The sequence below is a fragment of the Pseudomonas sp. BC42 genome (assembly GCF_021560055.1).
Classification (GTDB): Bacteria; Pseudomonadota; Gammaproteobacteria; order Pseudomonadales; family Pseudomonadaceae; genus Aquipseudomonas.
In genome coordinates this window covers 3,753,136-3,775,553 of the sequence record NZ_CP091067.1, presented here as the reverse complement: position 1 = coordinate 3,775,553, position 22,418 = coordinate 3,753,136, and the positions used below count along the sequence as shown (strand labels likewise).

Below are 22,418 nucleotides of genomic sequence, written 5' to 3'. Positions count from 1 at the left end.
CGTCTGGTTACAGGCCGGAAAGGCCGAGTGCGGGGTCGATGGCGTCGAGGGCGTCGGCCAGGGCCTTGGCCTTGTCGGCGATCTCTTGGCGTTGTGCAGCGCTGACCTGGTCGTAGTCCACATAGCCAAACCCTTGGCGCAGGCTGTCGAGGCGGGCCGCCAGGGCCTGGGTGGCGCCGTCCACCTGGTTCAGCAAGGGGGCGGCGGACTTGCTCAGCAAGGGGCGCAGCAGGTCGACGACCTTGCGCGTGGTGTCCAGGTTGGCGGCAAAACCGTTGAGGTCGCTGTGGCTGTAGCGCTCCTCTTCACCGCTGCCGGCTCGCTGCTCGGCCAGGCTGCGAATGTTGCGCGCCACCACGCCGACCAGCTGTTGCGGCGCCAGGGTCTGGGCCAGCAACTGTTCCTTGAGACGGGCCACATCGCTGGACAGGCCTTGCGCCACCGGGGCCAGGCCGGCCAGGTCGCGTTGCTCGAACAGGCCGTATTCCAGGCGATGGAAGCCGCGAAAGCCCGGGTCCTGTTCGCGCTGCTCGAAGTAGTCGGCGCGGGCATTGATGGCGTTGTCCAGCTCGGCCAGGCGCTGGGCCGCCGGCGCCAGACGCTGATAGGCGGCACGGGCCGGCAGGTACAGGGCCTGGGCCTGCTTCAGGTCGCCGGCGTCGATGGCTTGCTGCAAGGCGCTCACCGCCTTGACCAGGGCGCTGCCGGAAACACTGAGGTAGACCCGGAACTCCGACAGCGGCCCGACAAAGGCCAGCAGCGAGGGGCCGGCCTTGGCCTGGGCGTCGGACTCGGCAGTGGCCGTCACGTGCAAGGTGCCCCGCGGGTTGCTCAACAGTCCGCAGGTCATGGCGTAGTCACCCGGTTGCAGGTTGGCGTTGATCACCTGGCTCAGGCCCGGAGCGATGTTCTCCCGCTCCTCGACCACCAGCACGCCGTCGAGGATTTCCCATTCCACGGCGCGCTCGGAGCGGTTGACGATGCGGAAGCTGGCACGCCCGGCCGCAACGGTCAGGGCGTTGGGCTCACAGCCCTTGGGGTGGATGGTCACGGTGATTTCGCCCTGGTGCGCCTGACGCTTGTCGGCGGCCAGTTGCGCGGCGTAATAGAACAGCCCGCCGGCGGCGATCATCACGATCACCGAGCCGGCAACCGCCCAGCGCAAGGCGCGGGGGGGCGAGGCCTGGGGAGAGGCTTGCTGGGTCATGGGGGAGCCTTACTGACGGGAAACGGAAGAGGTCGGGGCGGGCGCCTTGGCCGCGCTGCCGGCGGGCAGGAAGAACAGCACCAGGGTCACCGCCAGGTACAGCCCATAGGCGCCGAGGGTGCTGAGGGTGGGCGCGTCCTGGTAACCGAACATGCCGGCCAGCACCGAGCCCAGCGGGCTGTCCATGGGCAGGCTGGCGCTGAAGTCGAAGAGCACGGTCTGCCAGTGGTTCCAGATTCCGGCTTCGTGCAGGGCCTGTACCGAGTTGGCGAGGATGCCGGCGGCCACCACCAGGATGAACAGCCCGGTCCAGCGGAAGAACGCCCCGAGGTTCAGGCGCATGCTGCCGGTGTAGATCAGCCAACCGACGATGATTGCCCCGATCAGGCCCAGCAGGGCGCCGATGGGCGCGCCAGGTCCTTCGCTCTGCTGGAACACCGCCAGCAGGAAGAACACGGTTTCCAGGCCTTCCCGGGCAACGGCGAAGAACACCATGGCGATCAGGGCCATGACCTGATGCCGGGAGCCGGCCAGGGCCTGGTCCAGGGACACCTGCAGGGAGTGCTTGATGGAGCGGGCCACCTTGCGCATCCAGAACACCATGGAGCTGAGGATGCCCACGGCCACCAGGCCGACGATGCCTTCGAACAGTTCCTGCTGTTTCTGCGGGAACTCGGCGCTCATCAGCTCCAGGCCGCCGCCCACCAGCAGGGCCAGGGCCGCGGCGAGAAACACCCCGATCCACACCGCGGGCATCCACTGGCCGCGGCCGGTCTGTTTCAGGTAACTGGCGATGATGCCAACGATAAGCGCGGCTTCAATCCCTTCGCGCAGCATGATCAGAAATGGAACGAGCATTCAGCACCGGCGGGGCAATGGGTAGGGAGCTAATTTGTAACATAATGATACTCATTGCTAAATGAAGATGATTGGCATCCGCTGAACCTGAGCTGAACGAGATTTGTTTACTTCTACGGCGGGGTTTGGCGCCCATCCCCCACCCGGCATGGGCCGGCTGGGCGGCGCAGAGAGGCGCGAGAGATGGGTTGAATAGGCTGGCGCAATCGCTGGCCAGCCAGCGCCTACGGGGGAGGGAGATGCAGGTTTTGGCGCGGGCGGCTCAGCCGCGGTTCTGTTCGGTCAGGCGTTGCACCGCCAGGCGCCGGTAATGGGAAGGGGTCATGCCCTTGAGCTGCTGGAAGCGTCGGTTGAAGTTGGAGATGTTGTTGAAGCCCGATTCGAAGCACACGTCGGTCACCGGTTTGTCGCCAGCGGCCAGCAGTTCGCAGGACTTGCTGATGCGCAGGCGATTGACGAACTCGATGAAGCAGCGGCCGGTGGCTTGCTTGAACACTCGGGAGAAGTAGCTGGCTTTCATCCCCAGGTACTCGGCGACTTCCTCCAGGGGCAGCTCCCGGGCGTAGTGGGCAAAGATGTAGTCCACCGCGCGGTTGGTGCGGTCGACGCTGTGTTCATCCGCCAGTTGCCCGCGGGTGGCGCTGGACAGCAACTGGTAGTCGTCGCAGGCCGCCAGCAGTTCCATGAGGATGAAGAAGTGGCCGAGCCGGGTGATGCCGCTGGAGTCGGCGATACGCTGCATCAGCGGCATGGCCTGGGCGATGGTCTGCGGGCAGCGGAACTCGATGCCGTACTGGGCCCGCTCCAGCAGGGGACTGAGGTTCTTCAGTTCGCTGAAGATCTGGCTGCCGCTGTCGAAGAGTTCGTCGGTGAAGTTCACCAGCATGTCGCGCTTGGGTACCACTTCGTCCTCGGCCACCTGGCTGATCCAGTTGTGGGGCAGGTTGGGGCCGGTGAGGAACAGGGTGTGCGGATAGAAGTTGCCGATGTAGTCACCGATGAACACCTTGCCGGCGCTGGCGACGATCAGGTGCAGCTCGTACTCCTTGTGGAAATGCCAGCGCACCAGTGGGCTGGGGAAGCCGTGCTGGCGATAGATGATCGACAGACCGTTGTGGTCGTCCATCAATTCATAGGAAGGGTCGGTGATCTTGCCGGGTCGGCTCATGGCGGGAGACAGTTCTTGTTGTTGGCCCGCCCGATAATGCCTCGCGGCCTTCCCGTGCACCAGCAGGAACTGGCTGGCCAGCGAAGGCGCCCACCCATTCAACGCCTTTGCGACCCTATTCGCCGGCCCCTGCAACCACCCGCGGCTCCTGCGAGGGCGCCGGGGTCAGGAGGCGGGGCGGTTCTTCGCCTCGATCCACTGCGCCATGTATTGGGTGCTCTTGTGATGATGGTGGCGCAGCATGGCGCCGGTGAAGTTGTCGCGGCGCAGCTGTTCCAGGTGCTGGCGGCACTGCTGCAGGCGCTGGATCAGCGCCGGGCCGTGAATCTGCCGGCGGTAGCGCGCCTCCAGCAGGCGCGCGCCCGCGGCCTGGGCCTGGTTCCACAAGGCCTGATCCTGATACAGGCGCACCGCCGCCGAGGCCAGGGCGCTGGCGGATTCGGCCACCGCCCCGGGCCACGGCAGGTCGTCCTGGGACATGGATTCGCTGCCCACTGGGGTGGTCACGCTGGGGGTGCCGCAGAGCATGGCGTCCAGCAGTTTGCCCTTGATCCCGGCGCCGAAACGCAGGGGCGCCAGGCAGATCCGCGCCGCGCTCATCACCTGCAGCGCGTCTTCGGCCCAGTTCATGATGTGAAAGCCCTGGGCCGGGTTGTGCAGAGCCGCGGCCTTGGGCGGGGTGTAGGCGCCATACAGGTGCAGTTGCGCGCCGGGCAGTTGCTGGCGGATCAGCGGCCACACGCGGTTCTTCATCCACAGCACGGCGTCCCAGTTCGGCGCGTGACGGAAATTGCCGATGCTGAGGAAGTGCGCCCGCTGTTCAAAGGGCGGGAACTGGTCCGGCAACCGGTCCAGCATCAGTGGGCACCAGTGCAGCAAGGCCGGGGGCAGGCGGAACTGCTGCACCAGCAGGTCGATCTCCACTTCGGAGATCATCAGGCTCAGGTCGCAGCGGTAGATGGCGGCGATCTCGCGCTTGGCCAGGTCGGTGTCGGCCATGTGGCGGAATTCTTCCAGCGGCGCCCGGCGGAACAGGGCGCTGAAGTCATCCTCGTCGGCGCCGGCCTTGAGCTGATCCTTGAGTCGCTGGTGGCGGGCGTGGCGCAGGCATTGCAGGTCCGAGGTTTCCAGGACCCGCAGGGCATTCGGGCAGTGCTGCTCGACGCGCCAGCCGAACTGCTCTTCCATCATGAACTGGTCGAACAGCACGATATCCGGCGCCAGTTCGGCGACGAAGCGGTCGAAACTGCTGTTGTTGAGTTCGATCGGGCACTCGCGGATGCCCAGCGCCGCCAGGTCCTCCTTGTGCTCGCCCTCGTTGGCCGGGCTGCTGAAGGTCAGCTCCCAACCCTGATCGAGAAAGCTCTGGAGGATCTGCATCATGTGCCCGCCGGCAGCGGAGGAGCGGGGTTCTGGCCAGACGTAACCAATGATCAGGACTTTGGTTGCGGCGGTGGGACTCATGAGCGGGTATTCCTGGCAGGCGGGGGCAAAAAAAGGTCGCCATTAAACCACAGCCGGCCGCCACCGGATCAGCCGAGGATGCTGCGCACCTTGTCCCGCAACTGATCGATGGAGAAGGGCTTGCCGATCACCGCCATGCCGGCCGGCACCTCGATGGATTCGGCGTAACCGCTGGCGAACAGTACCGGCAATTGCGGGCGCAACTGCCGGGCCCGTTCGGCCAGTTCGCGGCCGTTCATGCCAGGCAGGCCGACATCGGTCATCAGCAGGTCGATGCCTTGCCCCGTCTCTTCCAGCAGGTGCAGCGCGGCGTCGCTGCCATCGGCTTCCAGGACATTGAATTCGAGCTCTTCGAGAACATCGACAATCAACATGCGCACGATGGCATCGTCTTCGACGACTAGGATGGTGGTAGCGCTGGCGGGCATAGGGACACTCTCAAGAAATGAATTCGGTGGGGCGGCGTGACAGGCGGCCCTGTGCATCAGTAAGTGGCAGCTGGCCACAAGTTCCCGAAGCTGTACAAAAAAATGCTCTTGTACAAGCGTCGGCAAGAATAACCGCTTCCTTTGTCCCAGCGCAGCTTCAATTGCAGTTGTGAACCCACAGGTTATAAAAAATAGCTGCAATGGCCGAATGTGGGGCAAACTTCGTTTTTTTTACCGGCGTCCAGGTCCATCAAATGATTCGTCCGACCTCGATTGATGAACAGAGTTTTCGCAAGCTGCTGACCCGCAACATCAGCCTGCCCCTGGGTGTGGGCGTGCTCAGCGCGGTTTTTTTCGTGTCCCTGATCACCTACCTGCTCTCGGTGATCCAGTGGGTGCAGCACACTGACCGGGTGATCAATAACATCAACGAGGCGGCGCGCCTGACCATTGACCTGGAAACCGGCATGCGCGGTTTTCTGATCACCGGCGACGAGCACTTTCTCGATCCCTACGAAGTGGCCAAGCCGCGCATCGTCAGCGAGCTGCGCAGCCTCCAGGAACTGGTGAAGGACAACCCGCAGCAGGTGGATCGGCTCAAGCGCCTGGAAGCCCTGCAGACCGAGTGGAACAACTTCGCCCAGGGCATGATCGAGCTGCGTCGGCAGAACGGCGACTACCGTGGCGCGGTACAGGCTGGCCGCGGCAAGCGCCTGACCGACGAGATCCGCAAGGAATACGACGACGCGGTGACCATGGAGCAGCAACTGCGCCTGGAGCGCAATGAAGACGTCAGTCGCACGACCATTTTCAGCGTGATCCTGTACCTGCTGTTCGTGGTGGGCATCAGTGGCCTGCTGGCCTACATCGGCCGCCGCGACCTGCTGGCGCTTTCGAAAAGCTACAGCGACAACCTCGAGGCCCAGGACCAGAGCGCGCGTCGCCTGGAGCAGCAAGCCTGGCTGCGCAACGGCCAGACCGAGCTGGCCGAACAGATGCTCGGGCAACTGAGCCTGAACCTGTTGGGGCGCAACATCCTGCACTTCTGTGCCCAGTACCTGGGGACGCCGGTAGCGGCGCTGTATGTGCGCGAAGACCACGGCGGCCTCAAGCGCGTGGCGTCCTACGGCTTCTCCCGGGAGCAGGAGCAGCAGGAGCAGTCGCTGTATGGCGATGAAGGCCTGGTGGGGCAGGCCGCGCAGCACAAGCGCCTGATCCGCCTGGACAACGTGCCGGCGGATTATTTCAAGGTCAGTTCCGGCCTGGGCGAAGGCGCGCCGCACAGCGTGCTGGTGGTGCCGACCCGGGATGACGATCGGGTCAACGGCGTGATCGAGCTGGGCTTCCTGCGGGCCTTGAGCGAACGCGATGTCGAGTTGCTGGAGCTGATTGCCGGCAATATCGGCACCTCCATCGAGGCCGCGCGCTATCGCCAGCGCCTGCAGGAAGTGCTGGCCGAAACCCAGCAGCTCAACGAAGAGCTGCAGGTGCAGCAGGAAGAGTTGAAGACCGCCAACGAAGAGCTGGAGGAGCAGTCGCGGATTCTCAAGGAATCCCAGGTGCACCTGGAAACCCAGCAGGTGGAGCTGGAGCAGACCAACGAACGCCTGGCCGAACAGGCGCAGATCCTCGCTGAGCAGCGCGACGCCATGGACCGCAAGAACAACGAGTTGAACGAGGCGCAGACCCAGCTCGAAGAGCGCGCCGAGGAGTTGCAGCGTTCCAGCCGCTACAAGTCCGAATTCCTCGCCAACATGTCCCACGAGTTGCGCACGCCCCTCAACAGCTCGTTGATCCTGGCCAAGCTGCTGGCGGAAAACCCCCAGGAGAACCTCAGTGCCGAGCAGGTCAAGTTCGCCGAATCGATCTACTCCGCCGGCAATGACCTGCTGAACCTGATCAACGACATCCTCGACATTTCCAAGGTCGAGGCCGGCAAGCTGGAAGTGCGTCCGGAAAACGCCAGCGTGCCGCGCCTGGTGGACGGTTTGCGTAACCTGTTCCAGCCGTTGACCGTGGACAAGGGCCTGGAATTCCGGGTGCAACTGCAGCCCGGGGTGCCGCAGATGCTGTTCACCGACCGCCAGCGGGTCGAGCAGATTCTCAAGAACCTGCTGTCCAATGCGATCAAGTTCACCGAGCAGGGCCAGGTCAGCCTGAGCGTTTACGCACAGCCCGGCACGGGCATCGCCTTTGCCGTGCAGGATTCCGGCATCGGCATTGCCCGGGATCAGCAGGAGAGCATCTTCGAAGCCTTTCGCCAGGCCGACGGCACCACCAGCCGGCGCTATGGCGGCACCGGCCTGGGGCTGTCGATCTCCCGGGATCTGGCCACCTTGCTGGGCGGCTCCATCAGCGTCAGCAGCGAGCCGGGGCGTGGCAGCATCTTCACCCTGGTGCTGCCGGAGCACTACAACGAGGCGGCGCAGCCGTTGATCGTGGCCCCGCCGGCGCTGTTGCCGGCAGCACCGGTGCAGCCGGCGAGCATGGCGCCGACGCCGGTAGAGGCACCGGCGGCCGAGATCCCGCGGTTCGCCGATGATCGGGACAAGGCACCGTTCAGCGGCCGCTGCATCCTGGTGGTGGAGGACGAGCTCGAATTCGCGCACATCCTCTTCGATCTGGCTCACGAGCTGGGGTATCACTGCCTGGTGGCCCACGGCGCCGACGAAGGCTTCAGCCTGGCGGAGCAGTTCGTCCCCGATGCGATCCTGCTGGACATGCGCCTGCCCGACCATTCCGGGCTCACGGTGCTGCAGCGGCTCAAGGAGCACCCCCAGACCCGGCACATCCCGGTGCACGTGATTTCGGTGGAGGACCGGGTGGAAGCGGCCATGCACATGGGCGCCGTGGGCTACGCGGTGAAACCCACCACCCGCGAGGAGCTCAAGGACGTGTTCGCCCGCCTCGAAGCCAAGCTGACCCAGAAGGTCAAGCGCGTGCTGCTGGTGGAGGACGACGATCTGCAGCGCGACAGCATTGCCCGCCTGATCGGTGACGACGACATCGAGATCACCGCCGTGGGCCTGGCCCAGGATGCCCTGGACCTGCTGCGCGAGAACGTCTACGACTGCATGGTCATCGACCTCAAGTTGCCGGACATGCTCGGCAACGACCTGCTCAAGCGCATGTCCACCGAGGACATCTGCTCCTTCCCGCCGGTGATCGTCTATACCGGGCGCAACCTGACCCGGGACGAAGAGGCCGAGCTGCGCAAGTATTCGCGCTCGATCATCATCAAGGGCGCCCGCTCGCCGGAGCGCCTGCTGGATGAAGTGACGCTTTTTCTGCACAAAGTCGAATCCCAGTTGTCCCATGAGCGGCAAAAGATGCTCAAGACCGCCCGCAGCCGCGACAAGGTGTTCGAGGGGCGCAAGATTCTTCTGGTGGACGATGACGTGCGCAACATCTTCGCCCTGACCAGCGCCCTGGAACACAAGGGCGCGGTGGTGGTGATCGGGCGCAACGGCCATGAAGCCATTGCCCGCCTCAACGAGGTGGAGGATATCGACCTGGTGCTGATGGACGTGATGATGCCGGAGATGGACGGTTTTGAAGCCACGGTGCAGATCCGCAAGGACCCGCGCTGGCGCAAGCTGCCGATCATCGCCGTGACCGCCAAGGCCATGAAGGACGACCAGGAGCGCTGCCTGCAGGCCGGTTCCAACGATTACCTGGCCAAGCCCATCGACCTTGACCGGCTGTTTTCCCTTATCCGCGTGTGGCTACCGAAGATGGAAAGAATTTAGTGGAGCGTAATACCGAGATCGAACTGCGTTTGCTGATCGAAGCTATCTACCTGAAATACAGCTACGACTTCCGCGACTATTCCGGCGCTTCGATCAAGCGCCGGGTCAACCATGCCCTGCGTCAGTTCGAGTGCAAGACCATTTCCGCGTTGCAGGAACGGGTGCTGCACGACCCGACCGCGTTCATGCAACTGCTGCAGTTCCTGACCATTCCGGTGAGCGAGATGTTTCGCGATCCGTCGCACTTCCTGGCGATCCGCCAGGAGGTGGTGCCGCTGCTCAAGACCTACCCGTCGATCAAGATCTGGATTGCCGGCTGCAGCACCGGCGAGGAGGTCTACTCCATGGCCATCCTGCTGCGCGAAGAGGGGCTGTTGGAACGCACCATCATCTACGCCACCGACATCAACCCCAGCTCCCTGGAGAAGGCCAAGCAGGGCATCTTCTCCCTGGAGAACGTGCGGGCCTACACCCACAACTACCAGCAGGCCGGTGGCCAGCGCTCCTTTGCCGACTACTACACCGCCGCCTACGACTACGCGATCTTCGACAAGACCCTGCGCGAGAACGTGACCTTTGCCGATCACAGCCTGGCGACGGACAGCGTCTTCTCCGAAACTCAATTAATTTCGTGCCGTAACGTATTGATTTACTTCAATAAAAAGTTGCAGGATCGGACCTTTGGGCTGTTCCATGAGTCGCTCTGCCACCGTGGTTTCCTGGTGCTGGGCAGCAAGGAAACCCTGGAATTTTCCGCCTATGGCAAGCATTTCGAACCCTTGGTCAAACAAGAACGGATCTACCGCAAGACATGAGCCAGGAAAGTGTCGCGCCGCATCGCCGGCCTCGGATCGAGGCTGTCGTGGTAGGCGCCTCCGCGGGGGGCGTCGAGGCCTTGTTGAGCCTGTTCAATGAGTTCAGCGCCAGCTTCAGCCTGCCGGTGATCGTGGTCCTGCACCTGCCCGACGAGCGTCGCAGCCAATTGGCCGACGTCTTCGACCGGCGCCTGGCGCTGAGGGTGAAGGAGGCCGACGACAAGGAAGCGATCGTTGCGGGCACCCTGTACTTCGCCGCCCCCGGTTATCACCTGTCGGTGGAGCAGGACCGCACCCTGTCCCTGAGCCAGGAGGAGCGCCTGCATCACTCGCGGCCGGCCATCGATTATCTGTTCGAGTCCGCCGCCGACGCCTACGGCGAGCACCTCGTGGCGGTGCTGCTGACCGGGGCCAACCAGGACGGCGCCCAGGGCCTGGTCGAGGTCAAGCGCCAGGGCGGGCTGACCATCGTCCAGGACCCCGGCGAAGCCCGTGTCCCCACCATGCCGGAAGCAGCCCTGGCCCTGCAGCAACCGGACCACATCCTCCCTTTGCGCGGCATCAGCCATCTGCTCGCCGAGCTGGAACGAATCGCATGTTAAGTAATATTCAAGCCAAGCTGCTGATCGTCGACGATCTGCCGGAGAACCTGCTGGCCCTGGAAGCGCTGATCAAGCGCGAGGACCGCACGGTGTACAAGGCGCTGTCGGCCGACGAAGCCTTGTCATTGCTGCTCCAGCACGAATTCGCCATGGCCATTCTCGATGTGCAGATGCCCGGCATGAATGGCTTCGAGCTGGCCGAACTGATGCGCGGCACCGAGAAGACCAAGAACATTCCCATCGTTTTCGTCAGCGCCGCCGGGCGTGAACTCAACTATGCGTTCAAGGGGTACGAGAGCGGGGCGGTGGACTTCCTGCACAAGCCCCTGGACATCCATGCGGTCAAGAGCAAGGTCAATGTCTTCGTCGACCTGTACCGCCAGAGCAAGGCCATGAAGCAGCAGGTCGAGGCCCTGGAGCAGAGCCGGCGCGAACAGGAGGCGCTGCTCAACAAGCTCCAGGCCACCCAGAACGAGCTGGAGCAGGCGGTGCGCATGCGCGATGACTTCATGTCCATCGTCGCCCACGAGGTGCGTACGCCCCTCAATGGCCTGATCCTGGAAACCCAGCTGCGCAAGATGCACCTGGCCCGGGAGAACGCCGCGGCCTTCAGCCTGGACAAGATGCACGCCATGGTCGATCGCGACGAGCGGCAGATCAAAAGCCTGATCCGCCTGATCGAGGACATGCTGGACATTTCGCGGATTCGTACCGGCAAGCTGTCGATCCGGCCATCCCGGTTCGACCTGGCGCAACTGGTGCGCGGGCTGGTGGAGAATTTCGCGCCTCAGGTGGAAGCGGCGCAGTCGTCCCTGACGCTGCAGGCCGAGCAGCCCCTGGAAGGCCAATGGGACGAGTTCCGTATCGAGCAGGTGATCTCCAACCTGCTGACCAACGCCCTGCGTTACGGGGCCAAGAGCCCCATCGAAGTCAGGGTCTATGCCGAGGACGGCGAGGCCCGGGTCGAGGTGCGGGACCATGGCATCGGCATCAGCGAGGACAACCAGAAACGCATTTTTCAGCAGTTCGAGCGGGTCAGCGCCAGCCATGTGGCGGCGGGCCTCGGGCTTGGGCTGTTTATTTCCGAACAGATCGTCACCGCCCACGGCGGCACCATCACGGTCGAGAGTCGCTTGGGCCAGGGCGCGCGGTTTCGCGTCAGCCTGCCCTTGTAGACGGTCGGACGAGCGGCGAGTGACTAAAAGCGTAATGCTTACGCAACCTCTGTGTGACCCAATGGTCGAAGGGGCTGCTGACGTTTGGTGACCTGCCACGACGGTGACCCACTGAGCACAGGGCAGGGCGCGAGGAGCGCGGTTTGGTTGTTCCAGATACGCTCCGAGAAACGCGGCCCGGCAACGCAGTCGGTCACCAAACATCAACAGCCCCTTGCAGCAATTGACCCAGCAAAGGTTTTCCATGAGTGAAGATGCACAAGACGTCGTACTGATCGTCGAAGATGAACCGGTGATCCTGATGCTTCTGGCCGACTACCTGTCGGGCCTGGGCTACCGGGTTCTGCAGGCCGAGAATGGCGAGCAGGCGTTCGAGATCCTCGCCAGCAAGCCGCACCTGGACGTGATGATCACCGATTATCGTCTGCCGGGCGGGATTACCGGGGTGATGATCGCCGAGCCGGCGGTGAAGCTGCGCCCGGACCTCAAGGTGATTTTCATCAGCGGCTACCCCAACGAAATCCTTGAATGCGCCAGCCCCATCACCCGCAAGGCGCCGATTCTGGCCAAGCCGTTCGACCTCAACAGCCTGCAGGAACAGATCCAGCAACTGCTGGCCTGAACCGGGCCTCAGTCGCCGATCATTTCCCGCACCTTGGCGGTCAGCAGGTCGAAGGTGAATGGCTTGGTGATCAGTTGCATGCCGGGATCGAGGAAGCCGCCACGGGCGGCGGCGTGCTCGGCGTAGCCGGTGATGAACAGCACCTTCAATTGCGGGCGGATCTGCCGCCCGATCTCCGCCAGTTGCCGGCCGTTCATGCCCGGCAGGCCCACGTCGCTGATCAGCAGGTCGATACGTTGCGCCGAATCGAGAATCGGCATGGCGCTGCGGGCATCGCCGGCTTCGAGATAGGCGTAGCCCAGTTCGCCAAGCACCGCGCTGACCAGCACGCGCACCGCCGGATCATCCTCGACGATGAGCACCGTCTCGCCCTGTTGCGCGCTCGCCGATTGTTGCGCCGGTGGCGGTTCGTCCTGCGCCAGGCCGCCCCGAAAGCGCGGCAGGTACAGGCTGACCTCGGTGCCGCGGCCCAGGGTGCTGTTGAGGGTGACGTGGCCGCCTGACTGCTTGCTGAAGCCATAGATCATCGACAGCCCGAGCCCGGTGCCCTGGCCGATGGGCTTGGTGGTGAAGAAAGGGTCGAACACCCGGTTGATGATCGCCTCGGGCATGCCGCAGCCATTGTCACTGACCCGCAGCAGCACATATTCCCCGGGCGCCAGGTTGTCGTGGGCCTGGGTAAAGTCCGCTTCCAGGCGCTGGTTGAGGGTTTCCACCAGCAGCCGGCCGCCGTTGGGCATGGCGTCCCGGGCATTGAGCACCAGGTTGAGCAGGGCGCTTTCCAGTTGATTGGGGTCGGCTTCGGCCACCCACAGCTGCGGGTCCAGGCGCATGTCCAGCTGGATGCTTTCGCTCAGGCTGCGTTGCAGCAGTTCGCCCATGGAGGTCACCAGGGCGTTCATTTCCACCGGCTTGGAATCCAGCGACTGGCGCCGGGAAAAGGCCAGCAGGCGATGGGTCAGGCCGGCAGCGCGGTTGGCCGAAGTCACCCCGAGGTCGATCAGGCTGTCCAGGTCCTCGGTGCGGCCCCGGGCCAGGCGCCGGCGCAGCAGCTCCAGGCTGCCGATGATGCCGGTGAGCATGTTGTTGAAGTCATGGGCGATGCCGCCGGTGAGCTGGCCCACGGCTTCCATTTTCTGCGACTGACGCAGGGCCTCTTCGTTGTGCCGCAGTTGCGCGGTGCGTTCTTGCACCTGCTGCTCCAGGGTTTCCAGGGTGCGCTGCAGGCGCAGTTCGCTCTGGCTCAGGTCGATCAGCCGGTCCCGGGCTTCGTATTGCCGGCGGCGTCCGCGCAGGGCGGCGCTGACCAGGCTGATCAGGGTCGCCGGATGAAAGGGCCTTTCGAGAAAGCTGACATTGCCCAGGGGCGCGCCCAGGCGCGAGGCCGGGTTCTGCTCCGGGCCACCGTGCTGGGTCAGCAGCACGATGGGCAGGTCGGACCAGGCCGGTTGCTGCTCCAGATAACGCAGCAAGGGCTGCAGATCGGCCCCGCGCAAGGCTTCGGCGGCGATGATCGCCAGCCCGGCGCCCTGATCCAGCTCGTCGCACAGGGCCGCCAGGTGCGGGGTGATCAGGCTGCTGAATCCGGCTTCGTTGAGCATCATCTGCGCCAGCTGGCCGTCGCGGCCGTAGGGCGTCAGCACCAGGGCGCGCTCGGAAAATGCCGGAGGCCGGCTCATGTGTCCTCATCCTGCAGCAGCGGTGCGCTCTCGCCCTGGTAGCTGGGCACGCCGCGCAACACGCCCTGGAAGGCTTCCAGAGGGGCGCCGATGGTCAGGCCGCGCTCGCCGATGCGGTATTCGCGGATGGTCGACTCGTGGCGGCCGGTGCGTTTCTTGATGATGGAAATGGCCCGGCGCACCTTGCCCAAGGCCTCGAAGTAGCGCAGCAGGACCACGGTATCGGCCAGGTAGGTGATGTCCACCGGGGTCTGCATGTCGCCCACCAGGCCATGCTGGGCCACGGTCATGAAGGTCGCCGCTCCCTGGCGGTTGAGGTACAGCAGCAACTCGTGCATGTGCAGCACCAGGGCGTTTTCCTCGGGCATCGCCGCCTGATAGCCGTTGATGCTGTCGATCACCACGGTCTTGATCCGTTGCTGATCGACGCAGCGCCGGACCCGGTGGGACAGCTCGCCCGGCGACAGTTCGGCGGCGTCCACCTGTTCGATCACCAGATCGCCCCCGGCCTGCAGGGCCTGCAGGTCGATGCCCATGTTGCGCATGCGCTCAAACAGCAGCCCCAGCTCTTCGTCGAAGATGAACAGTGCGGCCTTTTCCCCCCGGGCCACCGCGGCGGCGGCGAAGATCAGCGAGATCAGCGATTTGCCGGTGCCGGCCGGACCGAGGATCAGGGTGCTGGAGCCGGTTTCGATGCCGCCCCCCAGCAGCGCGTCCATCTCGTCGATGCCGCTGGACAGGGTCTGGCGCGGGTAGCGGGCGCGGTGCTCGGCGGCCACCAGGCGCGGGAACACATGCACGCCGTCGCCCATGATGGTGAAGTCGTGGAAGCCGCCGCGGTACTTCTGGCCGCGGTACTTCACCACCCGGATGCGCCGACGTTCAGCGCCGTAGCTGGGGGTCAGTTCCTCCAGGCGGACCACCCCGTGGGCCACGCTGTGCACGGTCTTGTCCAGGGCTTCGGTGGTCAGGTCGTCCAGGAGCAGCACGGTGGCGTCATAGCGGACGAAGTAGTGCTTGATCGCCAGGATCTGCCGCCGGTAGCGCAGCGAGCTCTGGGCCAGCAGGCGGATTTCCGAGAGGCTGTCGAGCACCACCCGGGTCGGCTTGACCCGTTCCACCACTTCGAAGATCTGCCGGGTGGCTTCCCCCAGCTCCAGGTCCGAGGCGTACAGCAGGCTTTGCTGGTGCTCGGCATTGAGCAGGCTTTCCGGCGGGATCAGCTCGAAGATGTGAATGTGCTCGTCGAGCTGCCAGCCATGGGAGGCTGCGCCCTGGCGCAATTCACGTTCGGTTTCCGAGAGGGTGATGTAGAGGCAGCGCTCACCGGCTGCGGCGCCGGCGCGCAGGAAATGCAAGGCCACGGTGGTCTTGCCGGTGCCGGGTTGGCCTTCCAGGAGAAACAAATGGCCGCGTGACAATCCGCCGTTGAGGATGTCATCCAGGCCTTCGATGCCGGTGGCGGCTTTTTCGCTGAGCAACGCACATGAGGTCGACAAACAATGCCCTCGCACAATGGGTCAAGGTGATCGGCGATGGCGTCGAACGCCTTGATATCGCCGATAAATCACTTGACCGCCTGCCGTCGGCACGGTTCAACCTTTTGTTGTGTAGCCGCTGCCGCAGGCTGCGAACGGCTTGGGCGGCATTCCGACGCAGCAGACGCAGGGGGCTCAAGGGCGGCAAAGGTTCGGTTGGGGATCGCCAGAAGGCCCTGCGGGGCTTTTCGCAGCCTCGCAGGCTCGGCAGCGGCTACAGGCCCTGTTGCAGGGCCGGGTCGTCGGGGTTCTGCTGCTCCAGCTGGGCCAGCAGCACCTGGACGTTCTGCAACTGGCCGCTTTCTTTCCAGTAATTGATCAGCAGCACCCGCGCCTTGCGGTTGTAAGGCTGGCGCTGGACGATTTCTTCCAGCTGCTTCTGCGCCGCCTCCTGCTCCTGCTGGCCGTGCAGGGTGGTGGCCAGGTCGTAGCGATAGGCGGCGTTGTTGGGCTCCAGTTCCACGGCCCGAGACAGGCCCAGCAGGGCGAATTCGCCCTGGCCATGGTGCAGCAGCCAGAGGCCCAGGGCGTGTTGCAGGTAGGCCGAGTCCTGCTGGGCCTGCAATTGCTTGGCCAGCAACTGGCGGGCGGCGTCGCTCTGGCCCTGCTTGTCCAGCACCTCGATCTGCAGCACCACCGCCTGCAGGTTGTCCGGCGCCAGGCGCAGGGCCTGTTCCAGGGTCTGCTGGGCCTTGACCAGATCGGCGTTGTGCAGGTACAGGCGCGCCAGCTGGTACTGGGCTTCGACATTGTCCCCCTGGGTCTTGAGCACCTGGGTGTATTCGTCGATCACCTGCTGCAGCGGGCCGAAGTACAGGCCCTGATCATCCGGGGACAGGCCCAGCAGAGCGTCCACCGCGGTAAAGCGCACGCTTTGCTCGTGATCATCCAGCAGCGGCCCCAGCAACAGGCTGCGCTGGCCACTGGGCACCAGGCCCAGCACGCTGTTGATCGCGGCCTTGCGCACGGGCGGCGAGGGGTGGTGCAGATCGGCGTCCGCCAGTTTCAGGGCTTGCGGGCTGGGGTAGTTGGGCAGCACCGCCAGCAGACGGATGCGCTGCGAGTCGCTGAGGTCGGGGCGCGCCAATTGCTGGTACAGCACCCGGGCCGCGCCGGGCTGGCCGTTGCGGGCTTTTTCCAGGGCCGGGCCATAGCCGTGCTTGATGGCCTCGGGGATCACCGGCGGACTGCTGCGCAGGAAGTTCCAGGCCAGGGCCAGGGCAATGACGAGCGACAGGCTGATCAGCAGGTAGCGACGGGGCAGTGACATGGGGGAATCCGGAAGCTGGCGACTTTTGCAAGGCGCAAGCTTCGGTCAGGAGTCGGCCCGAGTCAAACCCGCAATCAGCTGAGCACGTATTCCACCGGTTCCAGCGGCGGCGGCAGTTCGCGCTGCCCCAGGGCTGCCAGGACTTCGCGCTCCAGGCCGCGCAATAGAGCGTTGCAGGGCAGATCGTTGTCGTCGTAGCCGAAGGGGTCTTCCAGGTCGTTGCCGATCTCGTCGAGGCCCAGGAAGGTGTAGCTGACGATGGCGGTGAAGATCGGCGTCAGCCAGCCCAGGGGCTCGGCCATGGCGAACGGCAGGAGGATGCAGAACAGGTAGATGGTGCGGTGCAGCAGCAAGGTGTAGGGGAAGGGCAGTGGGGTGTTCTGGATCCGCTCGCAGGCGGCCTGGACCAGGCTCAGGCTGACCAGCCGGGTTTCCATCTGGGTGTAGCGCCATTCGCTGATCAGTCCCTGCTGCGCCCACTGCGAGCAGCGCTGGCCGATGCGTTGCAACTGCGCATCGGTGAGGTTCGGGTGCTGCGGGTCGAGGCCGGCCTGGGCCCAGGGTTGCAGGGCGCGGGCTTCGTCTTCATGGCGCAGGCGGGCAATCAGGCTGTGGGCGAAGCCGCACAGGTCGCGCAGCAGGCCCTCGCGTTCGGGGTGGCCGTCGATGACCAGGCTTTCACGGATCAGCGAGCGCACCTCGATGATCAGTTGGCCCAACTGCTTGCGGCCTTCCCACCAGCGGTCGTAGCAGGCGTTGTTGCGAAAGCTCATGAAGATCGACAGCGACAGCCCCAGCAGGGTGAAGGGCGTGGCGTTGACCTTGGAAAAGTAAGTGGGTTGCAGGGTTTCCACCAGCACGATGACCGAGGCCAGCAGGGTGATCAGCACGCAGCGCAAGGCAATGCGCTTGGCGATCGAGCCCTTGAGGGCGAAGAGGATGCTGATCAGGTTCGGCTTGGGGCGGACGATCATGAGGGCTGAGGCCAGGGCGATTACGCGGCGAGTGAAGAGTAGGAGCGCGCCGCAGGGCTGTCCAATCGCAACGATCGACCGAATGATCGACTGCCTCTATCGGCCAACGACCCTGTAGCCGCTGTCGAGCCTGCGGCGAGGCTGCGCGAAGGTTCGCAGGAGCTTGCTTGGCGATGTCGTGGCAAAAAAAAGCCCCGCGACCGAATGCGTCGCGGGGCCAAACATTGGTTGGTTGCGGCCAACCAAAGGAGCTCGTTGCTATGCCTTAGCGGCTGGCCACCGTCGCTGGCTGCCAGCCACCGCCCAGGGCCTTGTAGATGGCGACGATGCCGCGGTACAGGTCGACTTCGGCCTGGGCCTGGGCGTCTTCGGCCGCCAGGCGTTCACGCTGGGCGTCCAGCAGCACCAGGAAGTCCACGGTGCCTTCGCGGTAGCGGATCTCGGCCAGGTCCGCCGCGGCGCGGCTGGACTCGCTCTGGCGAATCAGCGAGATCAGCCGTTGCTGGCGCTTGCCGTAGTCGCTGAAGGCGTTTTCCGACTCTTCCAGGGCCAGCAGCACCTGCTGCTCATAGTTGGCCAGGGCGCCGTCGGCGTTGGCGTCGGCACCCCGTAGGCGGGCCCGCACGCTGCCCAGGTCAAAGGCCGCCCAGGTGATGCTCGGGCCCAGGGCCCAGGCATTGGCCGCCGAGGAGCCGATCTGCGAGCCGCGCCCGGCGGTGAAGCCGAGGAAGCCGCTGAGGCTGACCCGCGGGAACAGGTCGGCCTTGGCCACGCCGATGCGCGCGGTGGCGGCGGCCAGTTTGCGCTCGGCGCTGAGAATGTCCGGACGGCGCTGCAGCAGCTCGCCCGGGTCGCCGATCGGCAGGGCCTTGGCAATCGCTGGCAGTTGCGCCGGGGACAGGTCGACGCTGAGCTTGTCCGGCCGTTCCCCCAGCAGGGTGGCGATGCGGTTGCGCTGGCGGGTCTGCTCGGCCTGCAGCTGCGGCACGCTGGCTTCCACCGAAGCCAGGCGGGCGTCGGCACGCACCACGTCGAGCTGGTCGCCGACGCCTGCGTCGCGCAGGCTTTCGGTGATCTTGCGCGAGGCCTGCTGGTTGTCCAGGTTGGCCAGGGCGATCTTTTCCCGCAGTTGCGCGCCGCGCAGCTGGCCGTAGGCGTCCACCAGCTCGGCGATCATGGTCACCTGCAGTTGGTAGAGGTCGGCCTCGGCGGCCTGCTGGTCGGCGTCGGTGGCTTCCAGGTTGCGCTGGATGCGCCCGAACAGGTCCAGTTCCCAGGCCATGTCCAGGCCCAGGTCGTAGCGCTCGCTGTTGACCCGCTTGGTGGTCTGGCCGGGGATCTGGCCCTTGGCCAGGTCGCTGCTGGCGCGGCTGGTGATGGTGGGCATGGCGTCATTGCTGGCGTCATCGCGAATTGCCCGGGCGGCCCGCAGGCGGGCGAAGGCCACCCGCAGTTCGCGGTTGCCCTGCAAGGACTGGCTCACCAGCTGGTTGAGGGTCGGGTCATCGAATTGCTGCCACCAGATGCCTTCGAAACGCGCGCGGTCGAAGTTCTTCTGGCCTGCGGCGCCGTCGGTGGCGGCGCTGATGTGCGCCGCCTCGGTGGTCGGGGCCTGGTAGTCCGGGCCGACGGCGCAGGCGCCGAGGGCCAGTACCAGCAGGCTGGGCAGGAAGACTTTGGCACTCATTGTTGCGCCTCCAGTTGCAGGGCGCGGGCGGCTTTGCGGGCCTCGCTGCGCTCCACGTAATTGCGGATCAGGACATAGAACACCGGGGTCAGCAGCAGGCCGAAGAAGGTCACCCCGAGCATCCCGGAGAACACCGCGACGCCCATGGCATGACGCATTTCCGCGCCGGCACCGCTGGAGATCACCAGGGGCACCACACCCATGATGAAGGCGAAGGAGGTCATCAGGATCGGCCGCAGACGCAGGCGGCAGGCTTCCAGCACCGCAGCCAGCGGATCGAGGCCTTCCTCTTGCTTGTCCTTGGCGAACTCGACGATCAGGATCGCGTTCTTGCAGGCCAGGCCCACCAGTACGATCAGGCCGATCTGGGTGAAGATGTTGTTATCGCCACCGGAAACGATCACCCCGGTAATCGCCGACAGCAGGGTCATCGGCACGATCAGGATCACCGCCAGGGGCAGGCTCCAGCTCTCGTATTGCGCGGCCAGTACCAGGAAGGCCAGCAGCACGCAGAGCGGGAAGACGAACAGGGCGGTGTTACCGGCCAGGATCTGCTGGTAGGTCAACTCGGTCCATTCGTAGGTCATGCCGTTGGGCAGTTCTTCCTTGAGCAGTTTCTCGATCGCCGCTTCTGCCTGCCCGGAGCTGTAGCCCGGGGCCGCCGCGCCGTTGATTTCCGCGGTAACGAAACCGTTGTAGTGCATCACGCGGTCGGGACCGGCGGTGTCGCTGACCTTGATGAAGGTCGCCAGGGGGATCATCTCGCCCTTGTTGTTGCGCACTTTCAGCTGGCCGATCTGCTCGGGTTCGAGACGGAACTGCTGCTCGGCCTGGACGTTGACCTGGTAGGTGCGGCCAAAGCGGTTGAAGTCGTTGGCATACAGCGAACCCAGGTAGACCTGCAGGGTGTCGAAGATGTCGGAGATCGCCACGCCGTGGGTCTTGGCCTTTTCCCGGTCGATGGCGGCATCGACCTGGGGCACGTTGACCTGGTAGCTGGTGAACAGCCCGGCCAGTTCCGGCACGCTGCGGCTCTTGGTGATGACGTTCTGCACTTCTTTATACAGCTCGTCGTAACCCAGGCCGCTGCGGTCCTCCACCTGCAGGCGGAAGCCGCCAATGGTCCCCAGGCCCTGTACCGGCGGCGGTGGGAAGATCGCCATGTAGGCGTCCTGGATGTCCGCGTACTTGCCGTTGAGGGCACCGGCGATGGCGCCGGCGGACATGCTCGGGTCCTTGCGCTCATCGAAGGGCTTCAAGGTGACGAAGACGATGCCGTTGTTCGGGCTGTTGGTGAAGCCGTTGATCGACAGGCCTGGGAAGGCCACCGCGCTTTCCACGCCGGGTTGCTTGAGGGCGATGTCGGACATGCGCTTGATCACGTCTTCGGTGCGGTCCAGGCTGGCAGCGTCCGGCAGTTGGGCGAAGGCCACCAGGTATTGCTTGTCCTGGGCCGGCACGAAACCGGTCGGGGTGTGGGCGAAGCCGAACCAGGTCAGCACCATCAGCCCGGCATAGAGGAACAGGGCGATGCCGCTGCCGCGGATGACCCGGCGCACGGTGCCGACGTAGCCATGGCTGGCCCGGTCGAAGAAGCGGTTGAACGGCTTGAACAGCCAGCCCCCCAGCAGCGTGTCGAGGATCTTCGAGAAGCGGTCCTTGGGCGCATGGTGTTCCTTGAGCAGTACCGCGGCCAGGGCCGGCGACAGGGTCAGGGAGTTGAAGGCCGAGATCACCGTGGAGATGGCGATGGTCAGGGCGAACTGCTTGTAGAACTGTCCGGTCAGGCCGCTGATGAAGGCCGCCGGTACGAACACCGCGCACAGCACCAGGGCGGTGGCGATGATCGGGCCGGTCACTTCACGCATGGCGCGTTTGGTGGCCTCTACCGGGTTGAGGCCCAGGCCGATGTTCCGTTCGACGTTCTCCACCACCACGATGGCGTCGTCCACCACGATGCCGATGGCCAGCACCAGGCCGAACAGCGACAGGGCATTGAGGGAGAAACCGAACAGGTGCATGACCGCGAAGGTACCGATCAGCGACACCGGTACGGCCACCAGCGGGATGATCGAGGCGCGCCAGGTCTGCAGGAACAGGATCACCACCAGCACCACCAGGATCAGCGCTTCGAACAGGGTGTGCACCACCGCTTCGATGGAGCCGCGGACGAAGATGGTCGGGTCGTAGACGATGCTGAAGTCCATGCCCTGCGGGAAGCTCTGCTTGAGTTCGGCCATCTTGGCCCGCACTTCGTTGGAGATCTCGATGGCGTTGGAGCCCGGGCGCTGGAAGATCGGGATCGCCACTGCCGGCTGGTTGTTGAGCAGCGAACGCAGGGCGTACTGGCTCGATCCCAGCTCGATGCGGGCGATGTCTTTCAGGCGAGTGATCTCACCGTCTTCGCCTGAGCGAATGATGATGTTCTCGAACTCTTCCTCGGTGACCAGGCGGCCCTGGGTGTTGACCGACAGCTGGAAGCTGGTGGCGCTGGGCGCAGGCGGCGCGCCCAGGGCACCGGCGGCGACCTGGCGGTTCTGTTCGCGGATGGCGGTGACCACGTCGGTGGCGGTCAGGTTGCGCGAGGCGGTCTTGTTCGGATCGAGCCAGACCCGCAGCGAGTAGTCGCCCATGCCGAACAGCTGCACATCCCCCACGCCGCCCAGGCGCGCCAGCTCATCCTTGATGTTGAGCAGGGCGTAGTTGGACAGGTAGAGCATGTCGTAGCGTTTGTCCGGCGAGGTCAGGTGGACCACCATGGTCAGGTCCGGAGAGGCCTTGTCCACGGTGATGCCGATGCGCGTCACTTCTTCCGGCAGCTTGGGCTGGGTGCGGGTCACGCGGTTCTGCACCTGCACCTGGGCGTTGTCCAGGTCGGTGCCCAGGGCGAAGGTGATGGTCAGGGTGATCTTGCCGTCGGCGGTGGATTGCGAGGACATGTAGAGCATGTTCTCGACCCCGGTGATCGCCTGTTCCAGCGGCGCTGCCACGGTTTCACCGATGACCTTCGGGTTGGCCCCGGGGAAGTTGGCGCGTACCACCACGGTGGGCGGCACCACTTCCGGGTATTCGCTGATGGGCAGCTGGAACAGCGAGATGGCGCCGGCGATCAGGATCAGCAGCGACAGCACCGCGGCGAAGATCGGCCTTGAAATGAAGAACTGGGAAAAATTCATCTTGAG

Annotated in this window: 16 protein-coding genes; 5 read left to right on the top strand and 11 right to left on the bottom strand. The window is 64.8% G+C overall.

Annotated elements, in window-relative coordinates; all coding sequences use genetic code 11:
• Positions 1-7 precede the first annotated feature (7 nt).
• The 5 genes from efeO to L1O02_RS16755 form a co-directional block, all read right to left on the bottom strand.
• Positions 8-1,207: an iron uptake system protein EfeO gene (gene efeO / locus L1O02_RS16775; RefSeq protein WP_235758326.1), complete on the bottom strand. Its 1,200-nt coding sequence runs from the start codon at positions 1,205-1,207 to the stop codon at positions 8-10.
• A gap of 9 nt (positions 1,208-1,216) precedes the next feature.
• Positions 1,217-2,065, bottom strand: coding sequence for an iron uptake transporter permease EfeU (gene efeU, locus L1O02_RS16770; protein ID WP_060839099.1), 849 nt, complete (start codon positions 2,063-2,065; stop codon positions 1,217-1,219).
• Between the two features lie 262 nt (positions 2,066-2,327).
• A complete protein-coding gene (locus L1O02_RS16765) occupies positions 2,328-3,233 on the bottom strand; it encodes an AraC family transcriptional regulator (protein WP_060841937.1) in 906 nt (301 codons plus the stop codon).
• 165 nt (positions 3,234-3,398) lie between these two features.
• On the bottom strand, positions 3,399-4,697 hold the full coding sequence (locus tag L1O02_RS16760) for a glycosyltransferase (RefSeq protein ID WP_108543462.1): 1,299 nt from the start codon (positions 4,695-4,697) through the stop codon (positions 3,399-3,401).
• Between the two features lie 68 nt (positions 4,698-4,765).
• Positions 4,766-5,125 carry a response regulator gene (locus L1O02_RS16755; protein ID WP_060839101.1) on the bottom strand — a complete coding sequence of 120 codons (360 nt, stop codon included), beginning with the start codon at positions 5,123-5,125 and terminating at the stop codon, positions 4,766-4,768.
• Positions 5,126-5,379: 254 nt separating this feature from the next.
• Between L1O02_RS16755 and L1O02_RS16750 the strand changes: the two genes are divergently transcribed.
• From L1O02_RS16750 to L1O02_RS16730, 5 genes are all read left to right on the top strand, one after another.
• Positions 5,380-8,874: a response regulator gene (locus tag L1O02_RS16750; RefSeq protein ID WP_060839102.1), complete on the top strand. Its 3,495-nt coding sequence runs from the start codon at positions 5,380-5,382 to the stop codon at positions 8,872-8,874.
• Positions 8,874-9,689 carry a protein-glutamate O-methyltransferase CheR gene (locus tag L1O02_RS16745; RefSeq protein ID WP_235758324.1) on the top strand — a complete coding sequence of 272 codons (816 nt, stop codon included), beginning with the start codon at positions 8,874-8,876 and terminating at the stop codon, positions 9,687-9,689. Before L1O02_RS16750 ends, L1O02_RS16745 begins: the two co-directional genes overlap by 1 nt.
• A complete protein-coding gene (locus tag L1O02_RS16740; protein WP_060839103.1) occupies positions 9,686-10,291 on the top strand; it encodes a chemotaxis protein CheB in 606 nt (201 codons plus the stop codon). The genes L1O02_RS16745 and L1O02_RS16740 overlap by 4 nt, the downstream gene beginning before the upstream one ends.
• Positions 10,285-11,466: a hybrid sensor histidine kinase/response regulator gene (locus L1O02_RS16735; protein WP_060839104.1), complete on the top strand. Its 1,182-nt coding sequence runs from the start codon at positions 10,285-10,287 to the stop codon at positions 11,464-11,466. The genes L1O02_RS16740 and L1O02_RS16735 overlap by 7 nt, the downstream gene beginning before the upstream one ends.
• A gap of 244 nt (positions 11,467-11,710) precedes the next feature.
• Entirely contained in the window at positions 11,711-12,088 is a 378-nt protein-coding gene (locus L1O02_RS16730) for a response regulator (RefSeq protein WP_060839105.1), read from the top strand.
• Positions 12,089-12,096: 8 nt separating this feature from the next.
• Here L1O02_RS16730 and L1O02_RS16725 read toward each other — a convergent pair whose 3' ends face one another.
• The 6 genes from L1O02_RS16725 to L1O02_RS16700 form a co-directional block, all read right to left on the bottom strand.
• Positions 12,097-13,767 (bottom strand): ATP-binding protein, encoded by a 1,671-nt coding sequence (locus L1O02_RS16725; RefSeq protein WP_235758322.1) that lies wholly within the window; start codon positions 13,765-13,767, stop codon positions 12,097-12,099.
• Entirely contained in the window at positions 13,764-15,266 is a 1,503-nt protein-coding gene (locus L1O02_RS16720; protein ID WP_235758320.1) for an ATPase domain-containing protein, read from the bottom strand. Before L1O02_RS16720 ends, L1O02_RS16725 begins: the two co-directional genes overlap by 4 nt.
• Positions 15,267-15,519: 253 nt before the next feature.
• The gene (locus L1O02_RS16715) at positions 15,520-16,575 is read right to left on the bottom strand and encodes a tetratricopeptide repeat protein (protein WP_235758318.1); all 1,056 of its coding nucleotides are present in this window, start codon (positions 16,573-16,575) and stop codon (positions 15,520-15,522) included.
• Positions 16,576-16,649: 74 nt separating this feature from the next.
• Entirely contained in the window at positions 16,650-17,549 is a 900-nt protein-coding gene (locus L1O02_RS16710; RefSeq protein WP_060839109.1) for a bestrophin family protein, read from the bottom strand.
• A gap of 265 nt (positions 17,550-17,814) precedes the next feature.
• Complete coding sequence (locus L1O02_RS16705; RefSeq protein ID WP_129406000.1) at positions 17,815-19,236, bottom strand: TolC family protein; 1,422 nt, start codon at positions 19,234-19,236, stop codon at positions 17,815-17,817.
• The gene (locus L1O02_RS16700) at positions 19,233-22,412 is read right to left on the bottom strand and encodes an efflux RND transporter permease subunit (protein ID WP_060839111.1); all 3,180 of its coding nucleotides are present in this window, start codon (positions 22,410-22,412) and stop codon (positions 19,233-19,235) included. The genes L1O02_RS16705 and L1O02_RS16700 overlap by 4 nt, the downstream gene beginning before the upstream one ends.
• Positions 22,413-22,418: the final 6 nt, after the last annotated feature.

What these genes read in the sequence shown, in the direction of transcription:
- efeO (WP_235758326.1), bottom strand. Translation starts at nt 1,207, where the DNA reads ATGACCCAGCAAGCCTCTCCCCAGGCCTCGCCCCCCCGCGCCTTGCGC.
- L1O02_RS16710 (WP_060839109.1), bottom strand. Translation starts at nt 17,549, where the DNA reads ATGATCGTCCGCCCCAAGCCGAACCTGATCAGCATCCTCTTCGCCCTC.
- L1O02_RS16705 (WP_129406000.1), bottom strand. Translation starts at nt 19,236, where the DNA reads ATGAGTGCCAAAGTCTTCCTGCCCAGCCTGCTGGTACTGGCCCTCGGC.
- efeU (WP_060839099.1), bottom strand. Translation starts at nt 2,065, where the DNA reads ATGCTCGTTCCATTTCTGATCATGCTGCGCGAAGGGATTGAAGCCGCG.
- L1O02_RS16765 (WP_060841937.1), bottom strand. Translation starts at nt 3,233, where the DNA reads ATGAGCCGACCCGGCAAGATCACCGACCCTTCCTATGAATTGATGGAC.
- L1O02_RS16725 (WP_235758322.1), bottom strand. Translation starts at nt 13,767, where the DNA reads ATGAGCCGGCCTCCGGCATTTTCCGAGCGCGCCCTGGTGCTGACGCCC.
- L1O02_RS16740 (WP_060839103.1), top strand. Translation starts at nt 9,686, where the DNA reads ATGAGCCAGGAAAGTGTCGCGCCGCATCGCCGGCCTCGGATCGAGGCT.
- L1O02_RS16735 (WP_060839104.1), top strand. Translation starts at nt 10,285, where the DNA reads ATGTTAAGTAATATTCAAGCCAAGCTGCTGATCGTCGACGATCTGCCG.
- L1O02_RS16715 (WP_235758318.1), bottom strand. Translation starts at nt 16,575, where the DNA reads ATGTCACTGCCCCGTCGCTACCTGCTGATCAGCCTGTCGCTCGTCATT.
- L1O02_RS16700 (WP_060839111.1), bottom strand. Translation starts at nt 22,412, where the DNA reads ATGAATTTTTCCCAGTTCTTCATTTCAAGGCCGATCTTCGCCGCGGTG.
- L1O02_RS16760 (WP_108543462.1), bottom strand. Translation starts at nt 4,697, where the DNA reads ATGAGTCCCACCGCCGCAACCAAAGTCCTGATCATTGGTTACGTCTGG.
- L1O02_RS16750 (WP_060839102.1), top strand. Translation starts at nt 5,380, where the DNA reads ATGATTCGTCCGACCTCGATTGATGAACAGAGTTTTCGCAAGCTGCTG.
- L1O02_RS16755 (WP_060839101.1), bottom strand. Translation starts at nt 5,125, where the DNA reads ATGCCCGCCAGCGCTACCACCATCCTAGTCGTCGAAGACGATGCCATC.
- L1O02_RS16730 (WP_060839105.1), top strand. Translation starts at nt 11,711, where the DNA reads ATGAGTGAAGATGCACAAGACGTCGTACTGATCGTCGAAGATGAACCG.